This window comes from uncultured Bifidobacterium sp. (genome assembly GCF_963540075.1).
GTDB lineage: Bacteria > Actinomycetota > Actinomycetes > Actinomycetales > Bifidobacteriaceae > Bifidobacterium.
In genome coordinates, this window is record NZ_CAUTOG010000014.1 from 15,227 (window position 1) to 33,741 (window position 18,515).

General features: G+C 67.2%; 14 protein-coding genes. 11 read left to right on the plus strand and 3 right to left on the minus strand.

Going from position 1 to position 18,515, the window contains the following annotated elements:
• Nucleotides 1–11: 11 nt before the first annotated feature.
• Nucleotides 12–1,214: a phosphoglycerate dehydrogenase gene (serA, locus tag RWX87_RS03070; protein ID WP_314686812.1), complete on the minus strand. Its 1,203-nt coding sequence runs from the start codon at nucleotides 1,212–1,214 to the stop codon at nucleotides 12–14.
• 10 nt (nucleotides 1,215–1,224) lie between these two features.
• The gene (locus RWX87_RS03075) at nucleotides 1,225–3,504 is read right to left on the minus strand and encodes an ATP-dependent DNA helicase (protein WP_314686814.1); all 2,280 of its coding nucleotides are present in this window, start codon (nucleotides 3,502–3,504) and stop codon (nucleotides 1,225–1,227) included.
• A gap of 295 nt (nucleotides 3,505–3,799) precedes the next feature.
• Between RWX87_RS03075 and mraZ the strand changes: the two genes are divergently transcribed.
• From mraZ to RWX87_RS03095, 4 genes are read left to right on the plus strand one after another with little or no spacing between them, the layout of a single operon-like run.
• Complete coding sequence (gene mraZ, locus RWX87_RS03080) at nucleotides 3,800–4,303, plus strand: division/cell wall cluster transcriptional repressor MraZ (RefSeq protein ID WP_314686816.1); 504 nt, start codon at nucleotides 3,800–3,802, stop codon at nucleotides 4,301–4,303.
• A complete protein-coding gene (rsmH, locus tag RWX87_RS03085) occupies nucleotides 4,303–5,394 on the plus strand; it encodes a 16S rRNA (cytosine(1402)-N(4))-methyltransferase RsmH (RefSeq protein ID WP_314686818.1) in 1,092 nt (363 codons plus the stop codon). The genes mraZ and rsmH overlap by 1 nt, the downstream gene beginning before the upstream one ends.
• A 2-nt stretch (nucleotides 5,395–5,396) precedes the next feature.
• Nucleotides 5,397–5,849 carry a hypothetical protein gene (locus tag RWX87_RS03090; RefSeq protein ID WP_314686820.1) on the plus strand — a complete coding sequence of 151 codons (453 nt, stop codon included), beginning with the start codon at nucleotides 5,397–5,399 and terminating at the stop codon, nucleotides 5,847–5,849.
• Nucleotides 5,846–7,633 carry a peptidoglycan D,D-transpeptidase FtsI family protein gene (locus tag RWX87_RS03095; RefSeq protein WP_399552284.1) on the plus strand — a complete coding sequence of 596 codons (1,788 nt, stop codon included), beginning with the start codon at nucleotides 5,846–5,848 and terminating at the stop codon, nucleotides 7,631–7,633. The genes RWX87_RS03090 and RWX87_RS03095 overlap by 4 nt, the downstream gene beginning before the upstream one ends.
• On the opposite strand, the gene RWX87_RS06810 is transcribed toward RWX87_RS03095, so the two are convergent.
• Nucleotides 7,519–7,848, minus strand: a complete 330-nt coding sequence (locus RWX87_RS06810; RefSeq protein ID WP_399552287.1) for an HAD hydrolase-like protein — start codon at nucleotides 7,846–7,848, stop codon at nucleotides 7,519–7,521. The two genes, RWX87_RS03095 and RWX87_RS06810, sit on opposite strands and share 115 nt — an antisense overlap.
• Before the next feature lie 794 nt (nucleotides 7,849–8,642).
• Between RWX87_RS06810 and murF the strand changes: the two genes are divergently transcribed.
• From murF to RWX87_RS03135, 7 genes are all read left to right on the plus strand, one after another.
• Nucleotides 8,643–10,142 carry a UDP-N-acetylmuramoyl-tripeptide--D-alanyl-D-alanine ligase gene (gene murF / locus RWX87_RS03105; RefSeq protein WP_314686822.1) on the plus strand — a complete coding sequence of 500 codons (1,500 nt, stop codon included), beginning with the start codon at nucleotides 8,643–8,645 and terminating at the stop codon, nucleotides 10,140–10,142.
• A gap of 87 nt (nucleotides 10,143–10,229) precedes the next feature.
• Nucleotides 10,230–11,333: a phospho-N-acetylmuramoyl-pentapeptide-transferase gene (mraY, locus tag RWX87_RS03110; protein ID WP_314686824.1), complete on the plus strand. Its 1,104-nt coding sequence runs from the start codon at nucleotides 10,230–10,232 to the stop codon at nucleotides 11,331–11,333.
• Nucleotides 11,334–11,382: 49 nt separating this feature from the next.
• Nucleotides 11,383–12,813, plus strand: coding sequence for a UDP-N-acetylmuramoyl-L-alanine--D-glutamate ligase (gene murD / locus RWX87_RS03115; protein WP_314686827.1), 1,431 nt, complete (start codon nucleotides 11,383–11,385; stop codon nucleotides 12,811–12,813).
• Entirely contained in the window at nucleotides 12,800–14,110 is a 1,311-nt protein-coding gene (locus RWX87_RS03120; protein WP_399552285.1) for an FtsW/RodA/SpoVE family cell cycle protein, read from the plus strand. Before murD ends, RWX87_RS03120 begins: the two co-directional genes overlap by 14 nt.
• An 89-nt stretch (nucleotides 14,111–14,199) precedes the next feature.
• Entirely contained in the window at nucleotides 14,200–15,405 is a 1,206-nt protein-coding gene (locus RWX87_RS03125; RefSeq protein ID WP_314686831.1) for a UDP-N-acetylglucosamine--N-acetylmuramyl-(pentapeptide) pyrophosphoryl-undecaprenol N-acetylglucosamine transferase, read from the plus strand.
• 190 nt (nucleotides 15,406–15,595) lie between these two features.
• Nucleotides 15,596–17,158, plus strand: coding sequence for a UDP-N-acetylmuramate--L-alanine ligase (murC, locus tag RWX87_RS03130; RefSeq protein WP_314686834.1), 1,563 nt, complete (start codon nucleotides 15,596–15,598; stop codon nucleotides 17,156–17,158).
• A gap of 306 nt (nucleotides 17,159–17,464) precedes the next feature.
• Entirely contained in the window at nucleotides 17,465–18,361 is an 897-nt protein-coding gene (locus RWX87_RS03135) for an FtsQ-type POTRA domain-containing protein (protein ID WP_314686836.1), read from the plus strand.
• Nucleotides 18,362–18,515 lie beyond the last annotated feature (154 nt).

The window sequence follows — 18,515 nt, forward strand, 5'->3', positions numbered from 1 at the left end:
CGACCGACTGCCTATAGCTCGATGATCCTCATCCGGATCGTTCCCGCAAGATGCCTCAGCGCGTCGAGGGCGGCAGGCGTCGGCCTGGATGCCACGTCGGTGACGACGTAGCCCAGTTCGCCCTCGGTCGCCAGGGACTGGGCGGAGATGTTGATGTTCTCCTCGCCGAGCACCTTGTTCACCCTTGCGAGCACGCCCGGAAGGTTGTCATGCAGATGGGCGATGCGCGCCGCGCCTTTTCCCTGGTGCAGAGTCATCGGGGGCATGTTCACGGACAGCGTCGTCGAGGCGCGAAACCAGTAGTCCTCGAGCCGCTGGGAGACGAAGTGTCCGATCGACTCCTGGGCCTCCAGCGTCGATCCGCCGATATGCGGGGTGAGGATCATGTTGTCCTCGTCGGCCAGGGGAGTGACGAAGACGTCCCCGCTTTTCTTCGGTTCGACCGGGTACACGTCCACGGCGGCGCCGGACAGATGGCCCGAATCCAGATGGCGCTTGAGGGCATCGAGATCGGCGACGAAGCCACGGGAAAGGTTGATGAAGATCGCGTCCTGCTTCATATGGGCGAACTGGTCCTCGCCGAAGAAGCCGACGTTGGACTTGCGTCCGTCGACGTGCAGCGTCACTGCATCCGCCTGTTCGAGAAGCTCGTTGAGCGTGGACATGCGCCTGGCGTTGCCCATCGCGAGCTTCTCCTCGATGTCGTAGAACACGACGCGCATGCCCATGGCCTCGGCGAGAACCGACAGCTGCGAGCCGATGTTGCCGTAGCCGACGATGCCCAGCGTCTTGCCGCGCACCTCGTGCGACCCCTTCGCCGACTTGTCCCACAGGCCGTGCTTGAGATGGTGGGTGTGCGCCGGGATGCGGCGCATGAGGCAGATGATGTCGGAGATGACGAGCTCGACCACGGATCGGGTGTTCGAATACGGGGCGTTGAAGACGGCGATGCCCTTCCTGCCGGCGTAGTCGAGGTCGACCTGGTTGGTTCCGATGCAGAAGCATCCGATGGCGGTCAGGTCGGGACGAGCGTCGAGGACGCGGCGGGTCACGGTGGTCTTGGATCGGATGCCCAGCACGTCAACGCCGTCAAGGGCCTCGATGAGCTCGTCCTCTCCAAGCGCCCCGGGCCGGGTCTCGACCTCGAAGCCGTGGTCGCGCAACGACTGCGCGGCGTCGGGATGGATGTTCTCCAACAACAGTGCTTTGGGCATATTCCCCACCTTAGAGCTCCAGTGCGCGGGCGTCATCCCGCGTCCGAACGATGACCAGACGCTGCGTCGGCCTGGTCATGGCCACATACAGATCCGACGCCGCCGTGAGACGGGATGGCGCCGACTCCTCGATTTCGCCGGGCTGCACGACCACGACGGCATCGTATTCCAGACCCTTAACCGCGTCCGTGCCGCAGACGACGATCTGACGGTCCCATAACGCCTGGCCGGCGAGCCGGTCGGTCTCCTCGGAGGGCAGGGCGCCGCGGAGGGCGGCGTCAAGAAGGGACGTCAGACCGGCGATCCAGCCATCGGGGGCGATGATGGCCACGCGCCCCGTGCCGTCGTCGCCGACGAACTCGTGCGCAAGCTTCGGAACCAGGGAGGAGAGGCCCCTCTCCAGATCGGCCCGGTTCTCGACCACGAGACGCGACACCGAAAGGGGGACGGCCCGAACGGCCTTGGTCGTGGAGACGTACAGCCCTGAGCGTTCGGCGAACGCCGAGGAGAGCTCGGAGACCTCGCGGGGGTTGCGGTAGTTGATGCTCAGTTCCTTCAGGGACCATCCCCCCGGGCCGAACAGGCGATCCATCATCCGGTTCCAGTCACGGGTGCCGCCCATCGCCGCCGTCTGCGCCACGTCGCCGACGATGGTGAACGAGCGTGACGGACAACGCCTCAGAAGCATCCGCCAGTCCATCGCCGTCAGCTCCTGCGCCTCGTCGACGACCACATGGCCGTAGGTCCAGTCCCTGTCCGCACCGGCCCGACGGGCCACGGTGCCTCCGTCGATCTGCGACATCTGCTCGGCCAGCATCGAGGCCGTGACGATGCCCGACCCGATTCCGGCCTGGGCGAGGGTCTCCTTCGCGTAGCTCACCTCCTCCGCACGGGCCGAATCCCTCGCCCTCCGTGCCGCCGCGGCATGCGGGTCGGGGCCAAGCAGCTCCATCGCCTCGTCGAGCAGAGGGATGTCGGAGCGGGTGAAGGGTGACCCCTTCGGCCTGATGAGGGCCGCGACGTCGTCGTCGTCCAGCCAGGGAGCGTACCGGCGGAGCTGGGCCGGCTTGGCGAGCATCTGGTCGATGAGCCAGGTGGCCGTCATCGGCAGCCAGGCGAGGTTGAGGGCGTGCCGCACCGCGTCGTTGAGGGCCAGCTGCGTTTCCACGTCCGACAGCTCGGACTGGTCCGGGGAGTAGTCGACCTTCTCCGCATAGCGGTTGCGCAGGGTCGTCAGCATGGTGCGGATGAAGGTCTCGCGCGCCTTGTTGTGGGGCTGGCGGGTGCGTCGGGCCCCCTCGACCGCCTGTTCGACGTCGGAGGCGAGCATGCTCACGTCGACGCCGTTGACTCGCGTGGTCGGCAGCGCCGCGGGGATGCGCTCGCGGGAGCTTACCGCGTTCGCGATGGCCGAGGCCATCCTCGAGTCCCCCTTGATCCGTGCGGCCTGGGGGGTGTCCATGGCGGTGGCGTCGATGTCCGGGATGAGATCGCCGATGGTGCGGCTGACGACCCCGGTCTCGCCGAGGGAGGGCAGGACCTGGTCGATGTAGTGGAGGAAGGACTGGCTGGGCCCGACCACGAGCACGCCGGAGGACGCGAGGCGTCTGCGGTGCGTGTACAGCAGATACGCCGCTCGATGCAGGGCCACGGCCGTCTTTCCCGTCCCGGGGCCTCCCTGGACGACCAGCGCACCGGACAGCGGCGCACGGATGATCCTGTCCTGTTCCGCCTGGATGGTGGCGACGATATCCGTCATCCTTCCGGTGCGGCGGGATCCGAGGGACGTCAGAAGCGCGCCCTCGCCCGTCAGCGTTCCGGATTCCGTGGCCCGGTCGACTTCGGAGGAGGCCATGTCGAGGACCTCATCCTCGAGCCCCACGACGTCGCGGAAACGCAGGGTGATGTGACGGCGCAGCACGATGTCGCCGTGATGGGCGGGCGTCGCCTCGTAGAAGGGACGCGCCGCCTCGGCACGCCAGTCCGTGAGCATGGGCTCGTGGTTCTCGCTGGACATCCCGATGCGTCCTATGTACCGCCGGACGCCGGTCTCGTCGTCAAGACGGCCGAAGACGAGACGGTCCTCCACGGCCCGCAGCTGCGCAAGGCGGTCCTCGTACATCGTGGCGAACGAGTCCCGTTCCGTGCGCTGCGTCGGAGATCCGTGCGACCCGGCCGCTCTGACGGCGTCGAGACGCAGACGGGTGGAGGACCTGAGGTCGTCGAGACGCTCGTAGAGGCGGGTGACGACCTGCTGCTCCTCATGAAGCTGTGTGGAGTAACTCGACATGCTCTTCCGTTCCGTGCTGGTCGGTTTCCAGGGCTCTTCGGAAGGGTCCTGACCGGGAAACTCAGGCACTCCACTGTAGCGTCACCCCACTACGACAGGGGCCCCTCGCACTGGAGGCCCAGGCGGTGACATGGGGCTTCGGTGTCGGATGTGGGATGATTCACCCCATATTGTGGGGGGAAATGGGGTGTTGTGGGGTAAGGTGGGGAAACAGTTGTGACCGTCGGCGTCGGCTGGCCTTCGAGGTTTCGGCGTCGACCGCGGGGAAGCAACGATTCTGGCGAAGGGAGGTGCCATGACGGACTCGACCGACGACATCGACGAACGCGGTGATGGGGACGCCTCCGACTCGCTCGCGCTTCCTCTTCTGCTCGGCACCTACACCCCCAAGATCGACGCCAAGGGCCGGATGGCCCTCCCCGCGAAGCTCCGCTCCCAGCTCGGGGCGGGAATGGTGATGGCCCGTGGTCAGGAGCGCTGCATCTATCTCCTTCCCCTCGCCGAGTTCCGCAGCATTGCCATGCGCATCCAGCGCACCTCGATGGGCAACAAGGCCGCCAGGGACTATCTGCGCGTCTTCCTGTCCGGAGCCGTGGACCAGCAGCCCGACCGTCAGGGGCGCGTCCTCATCCCGCCGATGCTGCGCGACTACGCAAGCCTCGGGAACGACGTCGTCGTCATCGGAGTGGGCACCCGCGCCGAGATCTGGAACAGGCAGGCATGGGAGTCCTACCTGCAGGAGAAGGAGCAGGGATATTCGGACATCGCCGATGACGTCCTGCCGGCGGTGGATCTGTGATGGCCGCCGTCGCCGCCGACTATTCGGCCATCCATCGCCCCGTCCTCCTGACCCGATGCGTCGAGCTCGTCGCCCCGGCCCTCCGGCATCGCGGCGCCGTCGTCGTCGACTGCACCCTGGGACTCGCCGGCCACGCCACGGCCTTCCTCGAGGCAGCGCCCCAGGCCCGCCTGATCGGCATCGACCGTGATGCCGAGGCGCTCGGCCTCGCAGCGAAACGCATGGACGACGCGGGTCTCGCCGACAGATTCATCCCCGTGCATGCCGCCTTTGCCTCCTTCGACGCCATTCTCGACGACCTGGGCGTCGACCGCGTCGACGCCGCCTTCATGGACCTGGGCCTGTCCAGCCTGCAGATCGACGAGACGGACCGCGGCTTCTCCTACTCCCATGACTCCCCGCTGGATATGCGCATGGACACCGGACAGTCGCGTGATGCCCGACAGGTCCTCGCCGAGGATTCCGAGGAGGATCTGGAACGCATCCTCCGCGTCTACGGCGAGGAACGGTACGCCCGGCGCATCGCCGAAGCGATCGTCCGCGAGCGGGCCCGCGAGCCCCTGACGACGTCGGGGCAGCTCGCCCGACTCGTCGACGCGGTCGTTCCGAGGGCCCACCGACCGGCGGGAAATCCGGCGAAACGCGTCTTCCAGGCCCTGCGCATCGAGGTCAACGGCGAGCTGGACATGCTCGCCCGCACCCTTCCCGCCATCGCCTGTCGGCTGGCCGTCGGCGGTCGACTCGTCGTGGAGTCCTACCACTCGCTGGAGGACCGGACGGTCAAGACCTTCATGGCCAGGGGGCTTGACGTGGACGTCCCCCCCGACCTGCCCGTCGTCCCCGACGACGCCAGACCCTTCTTCCGTGCGCTCACCCATGGGGCCCTCAAGGCCGATGAGGAGGAGCTCGCCGGCAACCCCAGATCGGCCTCGGTGCGTCTGAGGGGCGTCGAGCTGGTCCGGCCGATCCCCGAACGCCGGATCCGCGAGCTGCGAGGTAGGGAAACGGATGACGGGTTCCACGAGGTCCGAGGATCCCGACAGGGGACGAGGACGCGAACGCGAACGGGTGCGACGGGAGCGAGGAGATAGCCATGGCGGTTGCACAGAGGAGCATACGCTCGCATGCGGCTCCGGCCGGCCGTCCCGATGACGGCGAGCAGAGGTCCATCAGGCCCAATCTGAAGGTCTCGCGTGGCGGTCGCCGCGCCGATGCGGTGGGTGACGGATTCCGGCGGCTGCTCACCTGGACCCGTTCGCGCAGAACGCCCCTGATTCATCTAGTTCTGGCCGTCGTGTTCCTGGTGTCCTCGCTTGTCGGATCGCTGATGTTCCGGACTCGGATGGTCGAGAACGCCTTCGAGCAGACGCAGATCGAATCGCGGATATCCGAGCTGACCCAGGACGTCCAGACCGACCAGGCCGCGCTGGACGACCTCGAGACCTCGCTGCCGCAGAAGGCCGAGAAGATGGGGATGGAGCCGGCCTCCAGCTCGGTGACCATCGACCTCAACGGCTACAAGGCCTCGGACGGAGAAAGCAAATGACCGGGACGCCGGGACGCGCACGCGGATTCGCACGCCGGGTGACCGCCATATGCGTGATCATGAGCCTGGCGGCTCTCGCCTGTCTGGGCAGGCTCGCCTTCATCCAGCTGCTCGAGGGTCGCAGCATCGCCGAGGCTGCGACGGCCAGCCGCACCCTATCGGTGCCCATCAGCGCGAGCCGCGGCCGCATCCTCGACCGCAACGGGACGGTGCTCGCGTCGAGCGTGGAGCGGTACACGGTCGTCGCCAATCCGGATGCCATCGCCGATTTCACTCCCGTGACCTGCACATCCAAGACGAAGAGCTACTGCCATGAGGTCGACGGCAAACCCGTCGGGGCCACGGGCGCCGCGGCGGTGGCCCGTCTGCTGGCTCCGGTGCTTGGCATGAACGCCCTTGAGCTCGGCGCGACGATGTCGGTCAGCGGGCAGTACGTCATTCTCAAGAAGAACGTCACGCCGACCGTCATGCGCAGGATCGAGGCGCTGAACCTCGGAGGCTACGTCTACGGCGAGCTCAGCTCCGACCGCGTCTACACCTCCGGCACCCTCGCGGGCGCGCTGCTCGGAGGCGTGAACGACGAGGGCACCGGCGTCGCCGGGATCGAGCTCATGGAGAACAGCAATCTCACCGGCACCGACGGCTACAAGGTCTATCAGCGGGGCAACGGAGGCGAGGAGATTCCCGGCACCGTGACGAAGTCCAAGGACGCCGTGAATGGCAGCGACGTGACGCTGACGATCGACTCCGACGTGGACTGGTACGTCAAGAAGGTTCTGACGGAGGGCGTCAAGCAGTACGACGCCGACTGGGCGATCGCCTGCGTCCAGGACGTGTCGACGGGGCAGATCCTCGCCCTTGAGGATTCCGACGACGTGACGGCCGGCAGCGACGAGGCGAAGATGAGCGTCTCCCGTGCCGTGGGCACCACCTTCGAACCCGGTTCGATCGGCAAGGTGTTCTCCATATCCGGCATGCTCCAGACAGGAGCCCACAGCCTCACCGACCGTTTCACCGTCCCCTGGAAGATAGAGAAGGACGGGCAGACCTACCGGGACTCCGACGAGCATGCGACGAGTCGCTGGACGCTGGCCGGGATACTCGCCGAATCATCCAACGTCGGCATGGTCATGGCGGGCGACAAGTATTCCAACGCCGAGCGCTACGAGTTCCTCACGAAGTTCGGCATCGGGCAGAGCAGCGGGCTCGGCCTGCCGGGTGAATCCCTGGGAACGCTCGGAAGTGCGTCCTCATGGGATGGCCGCACGCAGAACACCGTCCTCTTCGGTCAGGGGTATTCGACGAACATCCTCCAGATCACCAATGCCATCGCCACCATCGCGAACAAAGGCGTCAGACTGCAGCAGTCGATCATCAAATCCGTCACCAAGGCCGGCGGGCACACGACGACGACCTCGACCGGAAAGGCGACCCGCGTCGTCGACGCCGACGTGGCGTCGCAGATGATGAATGCCATGGAGTCGTCCGCCGAGCACTACAAGAACTACGTCTCGATCAGCGGCTATCGCATAGCCGCCAAAAGCGGCACCGCGGAGGTCATGGGGACGAACGGGAAGGTCGACGGCATCGTCGCCGACTGGGCCGGCATCCTCCCCGCGGACAACCCGCGCTTCGTCATCACCGTCGTGATGAAGAACCCCGAGGGCGACTACGGCGGCATCACGTCTGGCCCTCTGTTCAAGAAGATCGGTGAATTCCTCATGCAGAAGTACCAGGTGGCGTCCTCCTCGACGCGCACGGGTGCTATTGCAGTGGATTGGTGAGCTTCGGGAGGGACGTCATGGGCACGGTGAACGAATCGATTCCGGGACGGGTGACCCTGCGATCCCTCGTCAACGACTATGGATTCGAGCTCGATCCGCCTTCCGCCGACAAGGTCACCATCACCTCGATCACCGACGACGCCTCCTCGGCTCGTCCGGGATCCCTGGTCATCGTCCAGAACCCGACGGACCGCTCCGAACTGGAGGTCGCCCAGTTCCGAGGCGCGTACGCCATCATGCTGCCCGCGGCGGAGGCGGGCTCAGGCAGCGTGGACTGCGACGTCCCCGTGCTCTACGCCTCCCCGACGCCCCGGCAGCTGGGGGATCTGGCAGGCGGCATCGCGGGGAACCCATCCTCCGCCATGGCGGTGTTCGCCGTGGCGGGCTCCGATGCGGACGAGGTCCGGGCGAGCGTCATCCGCATCGCCGACTTCCTTCATATGCTCGGCAATCCCGTGGCCGTCATCAGCGCGGCGGGGTCGCGGTCCTTGGAACGTCAGCTCCCGCTGAACCATCCGATCGGCGTTCTCGACGTCGAGAACACCCTCGCCGTCTGCGCCGAGGATGGGGCAACGGCCGTGATCCTCGCGATGGAGGCGTCCACGCTCAAACGCGATTCGCTTCAGGCGGTGGAGGTCGACGTCCTCGCGACGGTCGACGACGTGGACGCCGCGGATGGCGGCGTCGCGGTGCGCGAATCTCTGGTTCGTCGGTATGGCTTCAGCCTGGCGGACGAGGCGCCTCTGGTGACGGTGAGCCGCGAATCCGACGAGCTTGCCGCGCAGTCAGGCCTTTCCCATGGTCCCGGAGGAGGCAGACGGCTGTCGCTGGCCATCGCGATGTCTCTGGCCGCAGGGGTGAGACGCGGCAACATCCGCGGGGCCCTCAAGGTTTCGCGGGAACTGGGCTGAATGCCATTGCGCGGATTCGGTGACGGGACGAGGACGCGACGGCCGTGGTCGGACCCACGGACGGACGGCGTGCGGACGAACAGCGAAGGGAGACCACGATGATGCCCATGACCCTGGAGGAGACGGCGGCCGCGGTGCGGGGGAGGCTCGTTCCCCCCGACGGGCGGGACTCCGCCCGGTCCCCGGTGTCCTCCGTCGTCTCGGATTCGAGGCGCGCCCAGGCCGGGTCGTTGTTCGTCGCCATCCGCGGCGATCGCGTGGACGGGCATGACTTCCTGCCGGCGGCGGCGGAGAGCGGGGCGATCGCGGCTCTTGTCGACCATGACGTGCCCAACGAGGAACTCGCGCGGATCATCGTGCCCGATACGGTCAAGGCGCTCGGGCTGCTCGCCCGGTCGGTCGTCGACCGGCGTCGCTCCGGGTCTCAGGGTTCGCCGTTCACCGTCGTCGGCATCACCGGATCGGTGGGCAAGACCACCACCAAGGACATGCTGCACGCGCTGCTCAGGACAATGGGGCCCACCGTGGCTCCCGTGGGGTCGTTCAACAACGAGATCGGACTTCCCCTCACCGTCTGCGAGGTCGGCTCCGCAACGCGCTTTCTTATCGCGGAGATGGGCGCCAACCATGTGGGGGAGATCGCGGGGCTTACGCGCGTGGTCCCACCGGACATCGCCGTGGTGCTCAAGGTGGGGGTGGCCCATCTGGGGGAGTTCGGCTCTGTCGAGCGGATAGCGCAGGCGAAAGGCGAGATCGTTCAGGGGCTGGTGCCCCACGGCGCCGCCGTCCTCAACGCCGGGGACGCACGGGTGTCGGCGATGCGGCGCCTGGCGCCGGGCGACGTTCTGTGGTTCGGCTTGGAGGGCGACCCGGCGCATCCGGGGATGCTCGTCGGTTCGGACGTGGACGTCGACGATTCGGACAGACCCTCCTTCCTCATGTCGGATGGACGCTCGTCCGCGCGCGTGCAGCTGGGCATCCCCGGACGTCACAACGTGGCCAACGCCCTGGCCGCGGCGACGGTGGCCGTCCGCCTGGGGATGAGGCTCGACCAGGCTGCTGAGGTCCTCTCCTCCCTGACGAGCATCAGTCCGCACCGCATGGCCCTCGGCAAGGTCAGGGAGAGCGGCGTCGGCTTCACCCTGATCGACGACTCCTTCAACGCCAATCCGGACTCCACCAAGGCGGGCGTCGACGGACTCGTCCGATGGCATGCCGGTCTCGATGCCTCCGATGGACCCAGACCCTTCCGCATAGCGGTTCTCGGAGCCATGCTCGAACTCGGCGACGACGAGGAGGAGCTTCACGAACGCACCGGCGCCTACGCCGTGGGGGCCGGGGTCGACGCCGTCATCGCCGTCGGAAGCGCGGCGGACCCGCACGTCGATGCTCTGGCGGGCTCGCTCGCCCGGGGGGCCCGTGCCGCGGCGGAGACGGGACGAGTCTCGGTAGACTGGGTGCATGGCGCGCAGGAGGCCGACGAAAGCATCGTCGACCTCGTCCGCGTCCATCCGAACGCGGTGGTCCTGCTCAAGGGGTCGCACGCCTCGGGGCTGAGCGAGCTTGCCGAACGATGGACGTCGACCGCCTCACGATGATCGTGCGAAGCGCCGTGACTCGGGATCGTGCGGTGCACGCGGAGGGATGCAGAGGGATGGAGGAGCTAGGGAAATGGGGCTGATGCGGTGATTTCGCTCATCATAGGGATTCTGGTGTCGCTGGTGGTGGTCATAGCCGGCACCCCCGCGCTCATCCATCTCGTCCATCGGCTCCACTACGGGCAGTACATACGCCAGGACGGTCCGCAGTCCCATCTCGTCAAGCGGGGGACCCCCACCATGGGCGGCGTGGTCATCAATCTCGCCATCGTCCTGGGCTGGGCAAGCTCCGCCGTCTACCGCTATCTGACGGTGGGGGTCGCGCCCTCCTGGTCGGCGGTGCTCGTGCTCTTCGCCATGCTGTCCATGGGTCTGCTCGGCTTCATCGACGACTTCGCCAAGGTCCGCAAGAAGCAGAATCTCGGGCTGTCCGTGCATGCGAAGTTCATCGGCCAGTTCGTGTTCGCCACCGTGTACGCGGTCCTTGCCCTGCTCATGCCCACGAGATCCGGCTTTCGCAGCGCGCAGTCGGGGATGAGCTTCATCGAGACGCCCTTCCTGAGCTTCGAGGGAGCCGGCCGAGTCCTGTCCGTCCTGCTGTTCATCCTCTGGGTCAACTTCCTCATGAGCGCCTGGACGAACGCCGTGAACCTTACCGACGGGCTGGACGGCCTGGCCTCCGGATCATCGATGATCGCCTTCGCCGGCTATGCCCTCATCGCCTTCTGGGAGAGCTACCACATCCGCGGAGGCGGGAAGGCAGGGTTCTCCTACGCGGTCTCCGACCCGCTCGACCTTACCATCATCGCCGTGTGCGCGGCGGTGGCCTGCTTCGGATTCCTCTGGTTCAACTCCAACCCGGCCACCATCTTCATGGGGGACACCGGGTCCCTGGCGCTCGGGGGCCTGTTCGCCGCATTGTCGATAGCCACCCATACCGAGTTCCTTGCGCTTATCGTCGGCGGCCTCTTCGTCATCGAGACGCTGTCGGACGTCATCCAGGTCGGATGCTTCAAGCTCACCCGCCGTCGGGTGTTCCGCATGGCACCCATCCATCATCACTTCGAGCTGCTGGGATGGGGCGAGTCCAAGGTCGTCGTGAGGTTCTGGATGGTCGAGCTCATGTTCGTCCTCATCGGACTTATGGTGTTCTACGCCGATTGGGCGGGTCGGTCGGGACTGTTGTCATGACGGGCCGGCGTCGGCAGCCCGTCCTCGTTCGCTCGGGAAAGAGGCAATCGTGGAACTGACAGGGAAAACCGTTCTCGTGGCGGGACTGGGCATCTCCGGTCGCAGCGTCAGGGACGTTCTGCGCGCTCGTGGGGTGAAGGTCGTCGCCGTCGATGAGCGTCGGGACGACGCGGACCTGACCTCCTTCGACGACGTCGATTGGGAGACCGTCGACGTCGTCATGAGCTCGCCGGTGTTCACTCCGCGCGCAGCCTTCGTCCTTGAGGCCGACAGGCGCGGCATCCCCGTCGTCAGCGAGGTGGAGATCGCCTGGTGGCTGCGCGCGGACAGCGCGTCCACCGGAAGGCCCGCGCCGTGGATCGGCATCACCGGGACGAACGGCAAGACCTCCACGACCGAGATGACCTCGCGCATGCTCACCGCATGCGGCTTGACCGCCCCTGCCGTCGGGAACATCGGTCGGGCGGTGTCCCACGCCGCCGTCGACCCGGCCAACGACGCGCTCTGCGTCGAGCTGAGCTCCTTCCAGCTTCATTTCACCTCCTCCCTGGAGCTCGAGTGCGCCGCGATCACCAACATCGCCGCCGATCATCTCGACTGGCATGGAGGGATGGAAAGGTACGCCGCGGACAAATCGACGGTTTTCCGGGGCGCCCGTCGCACGCTGGTGTACAACGCCGACGACGCCCGGGTCTCTGCGCTGGCCGAGGCCGCGCATCCCGCCGAGGGATGCCGGCGCGTGGGATTCACCCTCGGCGCGCCGGTTGCCGGCATGATCGGCGTCGAGGACGGATGGATCGTCGACAGAAGCGGGGTCGCGGGTTCGCCGGTCGGGGAGGCCGAACGTCTGGCCGAGGTCTCCTCCTTCCCTCATCTGCAGGAGCCGGACGGCAGGGTGTATCCGCATCTTCTCGCCGACGCTCTCACCGCGCTTGCCCTGTCGCTCGGATTCGGAGCCGACCGCCACACCGCCATCGAGGCGCTGCGAGGGTTCGCCCCCGGTGGACACCGCATCCAGACGGTGGCGACGCTGGGGACCGGAGCCGGTTCGATTCGCTTCGTGGATGATTCGAAGGCCACCAACGCCCATGCCGCCAAGGCCTCTCTGGCAAGCTTCCGGCCCAAGTCCGTCGTCTGGATCGCCGGGGGGCTGGCCAAGGGAGCCCGCTTCGAGGACCTCATCGCCGACCGCCGTGACGTCATCAAGGCCGCCGTGGTCATCGGGCTCGACCAGAGGCCCATGCTCGAGGCGCTCAGATCGCAGGCGCCGGACATCCCCCTCACCGTCATCGATCCCGAGGACCGGATGACGGTCATGCAGCGGGCCGTGGATGCTGCCGCCGACCTGGCCGCTCCCGGCGACGTGGTGCTGATGGCCCCCGCATGCGCCTCGATGGACCAGTTCGCCTCCTATGCGGATCGCGGCTCGCAGTTCGCCGCCGCGTCCGAGCGGTGGGTGGGGGCGCATGGCGGACGGTGATTCGCGTCCGCGCCGATCGTCCTCCCCGATGCGGAACCGTCGCGGCGCACGTGCGGCTTCCGGTTCGGAGGGAAGGTCCGCGGGCCGTCGCGGACCGACACGGGACGCAGAGGCGGTGGATGGGAGGGGACGACCCGATCCGCCGTTCTTCGGGATCCGGACTCTGACCAATCCGCTGTGGTGCTATCACGGCTTCCGCATCGCGGTGATCATCCTCACCTGCTTCGGCGTGGTCATGGTGTTCTCCAGCTCGACCGTCAGCATGATCTCCTCCGGCCAGTCGCCATGGAAGCAGGCGGTCAGCCAGTCCCTGTACTGCGTGATCGGCCTTGTCCTCGGATTCGTCGCCATGCAGGTGCCTGCGGAAAGGTACCGCAGGATCACGTTTCTTCTGCTTCTTGTGGCGTTGGTGATGCAGCTGTCGACGATGACCGGTCTGGGGGTCACGGTCAACGGCAATTCCGGATGGATTGCCATCGGCCCCTTCACGGCGCAGCCCGCCGAGGTCATGAAGCTCGTGCTGTGTCTGTGGCTGCCGCAGGCCCTGGGCGTCTCCGCGAGGACGTATCCCACGAGGGGCATCAGGGCCTTCGCCGTGCCTGCCGTCGCCTTCGCATGCTGTCTGGGGGCGGTGCTGCTGGGCAAGGATCTCGGCACGGCGCTGATCATCGTGGCCATCGGCGTGGTGGCCTTCCTGCTGTCGGGGTTCCCGATGCGATGGTTCGCCCTGATCAGCGCGGTGCTGATCGCCGTCATCGGGGTTTTCGTCATCACCAGCCCCAACAGGATGAAGCGCATATTCGCCGCCTATCAGCCGTGCACGAACGAGCAGGCCCAGCAGGTGTGCTACCAGGCGATCCACGCCAAGTACGCCATGGCCTCCGGGGGCTTCCTCGGGGTCGGCATCGGCAACTCCAAGGAGAAATGGAACTATCTGCCCGAGGCGCATAACGATTTCATCTTCGCCATCATCGGCGAGGAGACCGGCTTCGTGGGCGCGGCCGCGGTCATCCTCCTCTTCGTGGTCATGGGATGGTGCCTCGTGGCCGTCGCCCTCCAGACCCGCGACTCCTATGCCTCGATGGTCCTGCTCTGCATCACGACGTGGATCGTCGGCCAGGGGCTTGTCAACATCATGGTCGTGGTGGGTCTGTTCCCCGTGATGGGCGTGCCCATGCCCTTCGTCTCAGCCGGCGGATCGTCGCTCATCATGTGTCTGACGGCGGCGGGCGCCGCGGTGAGCATGATGCGCCAGCAGGACCAGATCCATGACTACGTCACTGCGCTAAGCTCATGACCGTGACAGGAACAGCGACTTCCGACCCGGCGTCATCGATTCGTCCCGGAACCGGGCACGCAAGCTCGACGGCGACCGATGGTCGCGGCGTGGACCAGGTCCATGTGGTCCTGGCCGGTGGAGGAACCGCCGGGCATGTGAACCCGCTGCTGTCCGTCGCGGCCGCCCTGCATCGGCTCGATCGGGACGTCGTCACCAGCGTCATCGGAACCTCGGTGGGCCTCGAGGCCCGCCTCGTCCCCCAGGCGGGCTATGCGCTCGACGCCATCGAGAAGGTCCCGTTCCCCCGTCGTCCCGGAACCGCCATGCTGCGCTTCCCCTCACGCTGGCTGCGCGAGGTCGGCCGCGTCGAGTCGATTCTGCGCTCGCGCCGGGCCTGCGTCGTCGTGGGATTCGGCGGATACGCCTCCGCGCCGGCCTACTGGGCGGCCCACAGGATGGGCATCCCCATCGCCCTGCACGAGCAGAACGCGCGGGCGGGCATGGCCAACAGGCTGGGCGCCCGATGGGCCGACGTGGTCGCCACCGCCTACGACGGCACCGGACTCAGCCCGCGTCGGGGGGTGGATGCCGTGCGCGTGGGTCTGCCGCTGCGTCCGGCCATAGCGGAGCTGTGCCGGCGCCGCGCGGAGGAACCGGAGGCCTGCCGTCGGGAATGCGCCGCCGCGCTGGGTCTCGACCCGGACAGGCCCGTGCTCGTCGTCACCGGGGGGTCCCTGGGCGCGGTGAGTCTCAATCGGTCCGTGGCCTCCTGCGCGTCGGAGCTTCTGGCCCATTCCCAGGTCATCCATCTCACCGGCCGTGGAAAGGCCGACGAAGTGCGTTCCCTTGTGGCGGCATCGGCGGGGGAGGGCGCACTGGGGGATCTCAATCCCGCCCGCATCGGTCAGGGCGGTTATCGGGTCGCCGAATATCTGGAGCGCATCGATCTGGCCTTCGGATGTGCCGACCTCGTGGTCTGCCGGTCGGGTGCGGGCTCGGTCAGCGAACTCGCGGCGCTGGGTCTTCCGGCCGTCTACGTGCCCCTGCCCATCGGGAACGGCGAGCAGCGCTTCAACGCCGAGCCGGTCGTCAGGGCCGGTGGCGGGATGCTGGTCGCCGACCGGGACTTCAGCCCCGACTACGTGCGGGCCACCATTCCCCGTCTCCTGGGGGACCATGACCTGGTGACGCGTATGGGCGGGAACGCCTGGTCCTACGGCATCAGGGACGCGGCGGAGAGGATGGCGGGGCTCGTCCTCGGTCTCTCCGGACGGGATTCCTCGCATGACGATCCCGGGGATGCAAGGTCTTGACCCCGGGTGCGACCATACTGGAGTGCGGTCATACTCACAGAAAAGGTCCGGGCCGCACCCGTCCGGCCTGAGGCATGGAATTCGCGCGCGAAGCGCGTGCGCGGAAGGAACGCGGGTCTCGCCGGCCCCGACGTTGAGCGCGCGGACGGGCGATGCGCCCGCAGGTCAAGGAGAACAGGGATTGTCCGACATGAAGTCCATTGACGCCGATGCCAGAGCCGTCGATCTCGACCCCACGCAGGCCGGGTTCCCTTCCGGATTCACGCTTGATCGGCTCGGAACCACGCATTTCATCGGCATCGGAGGAGCGGGAATGAGCGTTCTGGCCGAGATGCTTCTGCAGCGTGGCGTCACGGTGACCGGTTCCGACACGGCCTCCGGGCCCCGCACCGAACGGCTTGCCTCGCTCGGCGCCGACGTGGCCATCGGCCAGGACGCGCGCAACGTCGATGGCGCCTCGACCGTCGTCTACTCCTCGGCGGTTCGCCCCGACAACCCCGAGATCCGGGCCGCGGCCAAGACGGGTCTGAGAATCGTCCATCGCAGCGACATCCTCGCCCTGCTGATGTCCGACCGCCGTTCCGTCACGGTCGCCGGAACGCATGGCAAGACCACGACAAGTTCGCTGATCGCCCATATCCTGCGTTTCGCCGGAACCGGTGATCTCGCCGATCCCGGATACGCCATCGGCGGGACGATCCAGGGGCCTGATGGCACCACGCTGGACGGAGGACATGCCGGGTCCGGGGCGGTTCTTGTGGCTGAGGCGGACGAATCCGACGGCAGTTTCGCCAAGTACCGTCCCGACATCGCCGTCATCACCAACGCGGAATCCGACCATCTCGACCATTACGGCACGGTGGAGCGGTATCGCGAGGCGTTCGTCGATTATGCCCGGCACGCGCGGGGGACTATCGTCATCTGCGCCGATGACGAGGGGGCCCTTCAGGTGCTCCGGGCGCTTGGTGCGGACACCGCGGCGCGTGCCATCGCCTATTCCACCCGTCCGGCCGGGGAGGTCGGCGATCTCAACGGGGCGCGCCTGGTCTCCATCGAATCCGAGGAGGAAAGCGCCGGAAGCGGCAGGGAGCGCTTCACGGTCCGCATGCCCGCCGGATCGGTGGGCGAGGACCCCATCGAGATGAGGGTGGCCCTGCGTATCGCGGGAATCCACAACGCCCGCAACGCCGCGGCGGCTCTCGTCGTCGCCGTGGTTCTCGGCGTGGACCCCGAAAAGGGTGCGCAGGCTGCCGGGACCTTCCTTGGCGCCAGTCGCAGGTTCGAGCTGCGTGGAACCGTGAAGCAGGTCAGCGTGTTCGACGACTACGCCCACCATCCCACGGAGGTGGCGGCCCTGCTGTCGGCCGCCCGTCGGCGTTTCCCGAACTCCACCATCCGCGTGCTGTTCCAGCCTCATCTGTTCTCGCGCACCCGGTTCTTCGCGTCCGCCTTCGCCAGGGCCCTGTCCATCGCCGACGACGTCCTCGTGACGGGCGTGTACCCCGCCAGGGAGAGCCAGAAGGACTTCCCCGATGTGACGGCGTCGACGATCGTGGACGCGGCCGCCGGCATCGACCACGACCCGGCCCGGTGGATCGAGGCGGTCGAGGATATGCACGTGGCCGCGCAGATGCTCGCCATGCGATCCCATCACGGCGACGTGATCCTCACCGTGGGGGCCGGGGACGTCACCCGGATGGGTCCGGTGATCCTCCATGTGCTCGAGACTCATCGCGCGTCCTGCGAGGGCTGACCCATGGCCCGGCGCATCGTCGGATCCGCCTCGGATCGTTCGGCCCATGACGGTGATCGTTCCGATGCCGACGCGACTGAAGACCGTCGTCAGGCGCATCCGGCCCCGCGGTCACGGGGACTGATCGCCCGCCTGGGTCGATTCCTCGGCCGGGGCGCTTCCCCGGCGGGGGGATCCTCTCGCGTCATTCGCGGCAATGCCGGCGCCGTGCAGGGCTCGGTCGGGCGCTCCGGGTCGCCGGCGAGAAGAATCGTCCGATCCGCGAACGATTCCGCCGCCGCTTCGTCGGAATCTTCCGAGAAGGACATGGCGTCATCGCTCGAGAAGGACATGGCGTCGAGCAGCGTTCCGGGGCAGTTCGTCGACGCCCGAGGCATGCCCAGCGACGACGCCGTGGCCAGAACGCTGAAGGAGACGAGCAGTCCTCTCGGCATCGCGTCCCGTCCGAAGATCGTCGACTTCACCGCGCGCTTCAGGGAGCGCCGTCGTGCCCACGTCCTTGCGGCGGCCTCGCGCGTGGGCATCGTGCTCGCGGTCGTGGCGGCGGTCGCCGCGCTGCTGTGGGTGGCGTTGTTCTCCCCTGTCTTCCGCCTCGAGGTCTCGGGTATCTCCGTGTCGGGTCAGAACGCGTGGGTGACGACAAGCCAGGTGATGGCGATAGCCTCGAAGCAGGCGGGACGCTCCGTGTTCCTCGTCTCCTCCTCCGACGTCGTCGACCAGCTGCGGAACATCCCCGGGGTGACCGGCGCCACCGCGACGAAGCATCTTCCGAACAGGCTGGTGGTGACGGTGACGGCACAGCGCCCCGTCGCCATGCTGCGCACCTCGGATGGCACGCTCACGGCCGTGGACAGCAGGGGGCGGGTCCTCAATTCCGTGAGCGACACCTCCTCGAGCGGCATTCCCGTCATCGACGTCACCGATGTGAAGTCCGCGCTGCGGCGGAACGCCATCAAGGAGACACTCGCCATCCTCTCCTCGCTGCCGGAATCGCTGCGTCAGCGGGTCAGCTCGGTCGTGACGAAGACCCAGGACTCCATCACCACCGGGCTCGACAAGGGGAAGTACACCATCATCTGGGGCGACGCCTCGGATCTGGCGCTCAAGAAGGCCGTCGTCAATACCCTGCTGTCGGATTCGACGGCTCTTGGCAGCCATACCGAGATCGACGTATCCGCCCCGACCAGACCGATTCTCAAATAGCCCGGGGGAGATGGTGACGGGGCGACCGGCGGCCCATGCCGTTCCACCCTGGGCTCAGGGTGGATTCCTCTCGGGTCCCGTCCGCGCTATCATGGGAAGACCCGAGGAATCGGGCATGATGATTGCAGTTGATAATCGCATAGGGGCTGATCGG

Excerpts from the sequence above, each read along its gene's own strand:
- serA (WP_314686812.1), bottom strand. The coding sequence starts at position 1,214 with ATGCCCAAAGCACTGTTGTTGGAGAACATCCATCCCGACGCCGCGCAG.
- RWX87_RS03075 (WP_314686814.1), bottom strand. The coding sequence starts at position 3,504 with ATGTCGAGTTACTCCACACAGCTTCATGAGGAGCAGCAGGTCGTCACC.
- mraZ (WP_314686816.1), top strand. The coding sequence starts at position 3,800 with ATGACGGACTCGACCGACGACATCGACGAACGCGGTGATGGGGACGCC.
- rsmH (WP_314686818.1), top strand. The coding sequence starts at position 4,303 with ATGGCCGCCGTCGCCGCCGACTATTCGGCCATCCATCGCCCCGTCCTC.
- RWX87_RS03090 (WP_314686820.1), top strand. The coding sequence starts at position 5,397 with ATGGCGGTTGCACAGAGGAGCATACGCTCGCATGCGGCTCCGGCCGGC.
- RWX87_RS03095 (WP_399552284.1), top strand. The coding sequence starts at position 5,846 with ATGACCGGGACGCCGGGACGCGCACGCGGATTCGCACGCCGGGTGACC.
- murF (WP_314686822.1), top strand. The coding sequence starts at position 8,643 with ATGATGCCCATGACCCTGGAGGAGACGGCGGCCGCGGTGCGGGGGAGG.
- RWX87_RS03120 (WP_399552285.1), top strand. The coding sequence starts at position 12,800 with ATGGCGGACGGTGATTCGCGTCCGCGCCGATCGTCCTCCCCGATGCGG.
- murC (WP_314686834.1), top strand. The coding sequence starts at position 15,596 with ATGAAGTCCATTGACGCCGATGCCAGAGCCGTCGATCTCGACCCCACG.
- RWX87_RS03135 (WP_314686836.1), top strand. The coding sequence starts at position 17,465 with ATGGCGTCATCGCTCGAGAAGGACATGGCGTCGAGCAGCGTTCCGGGG.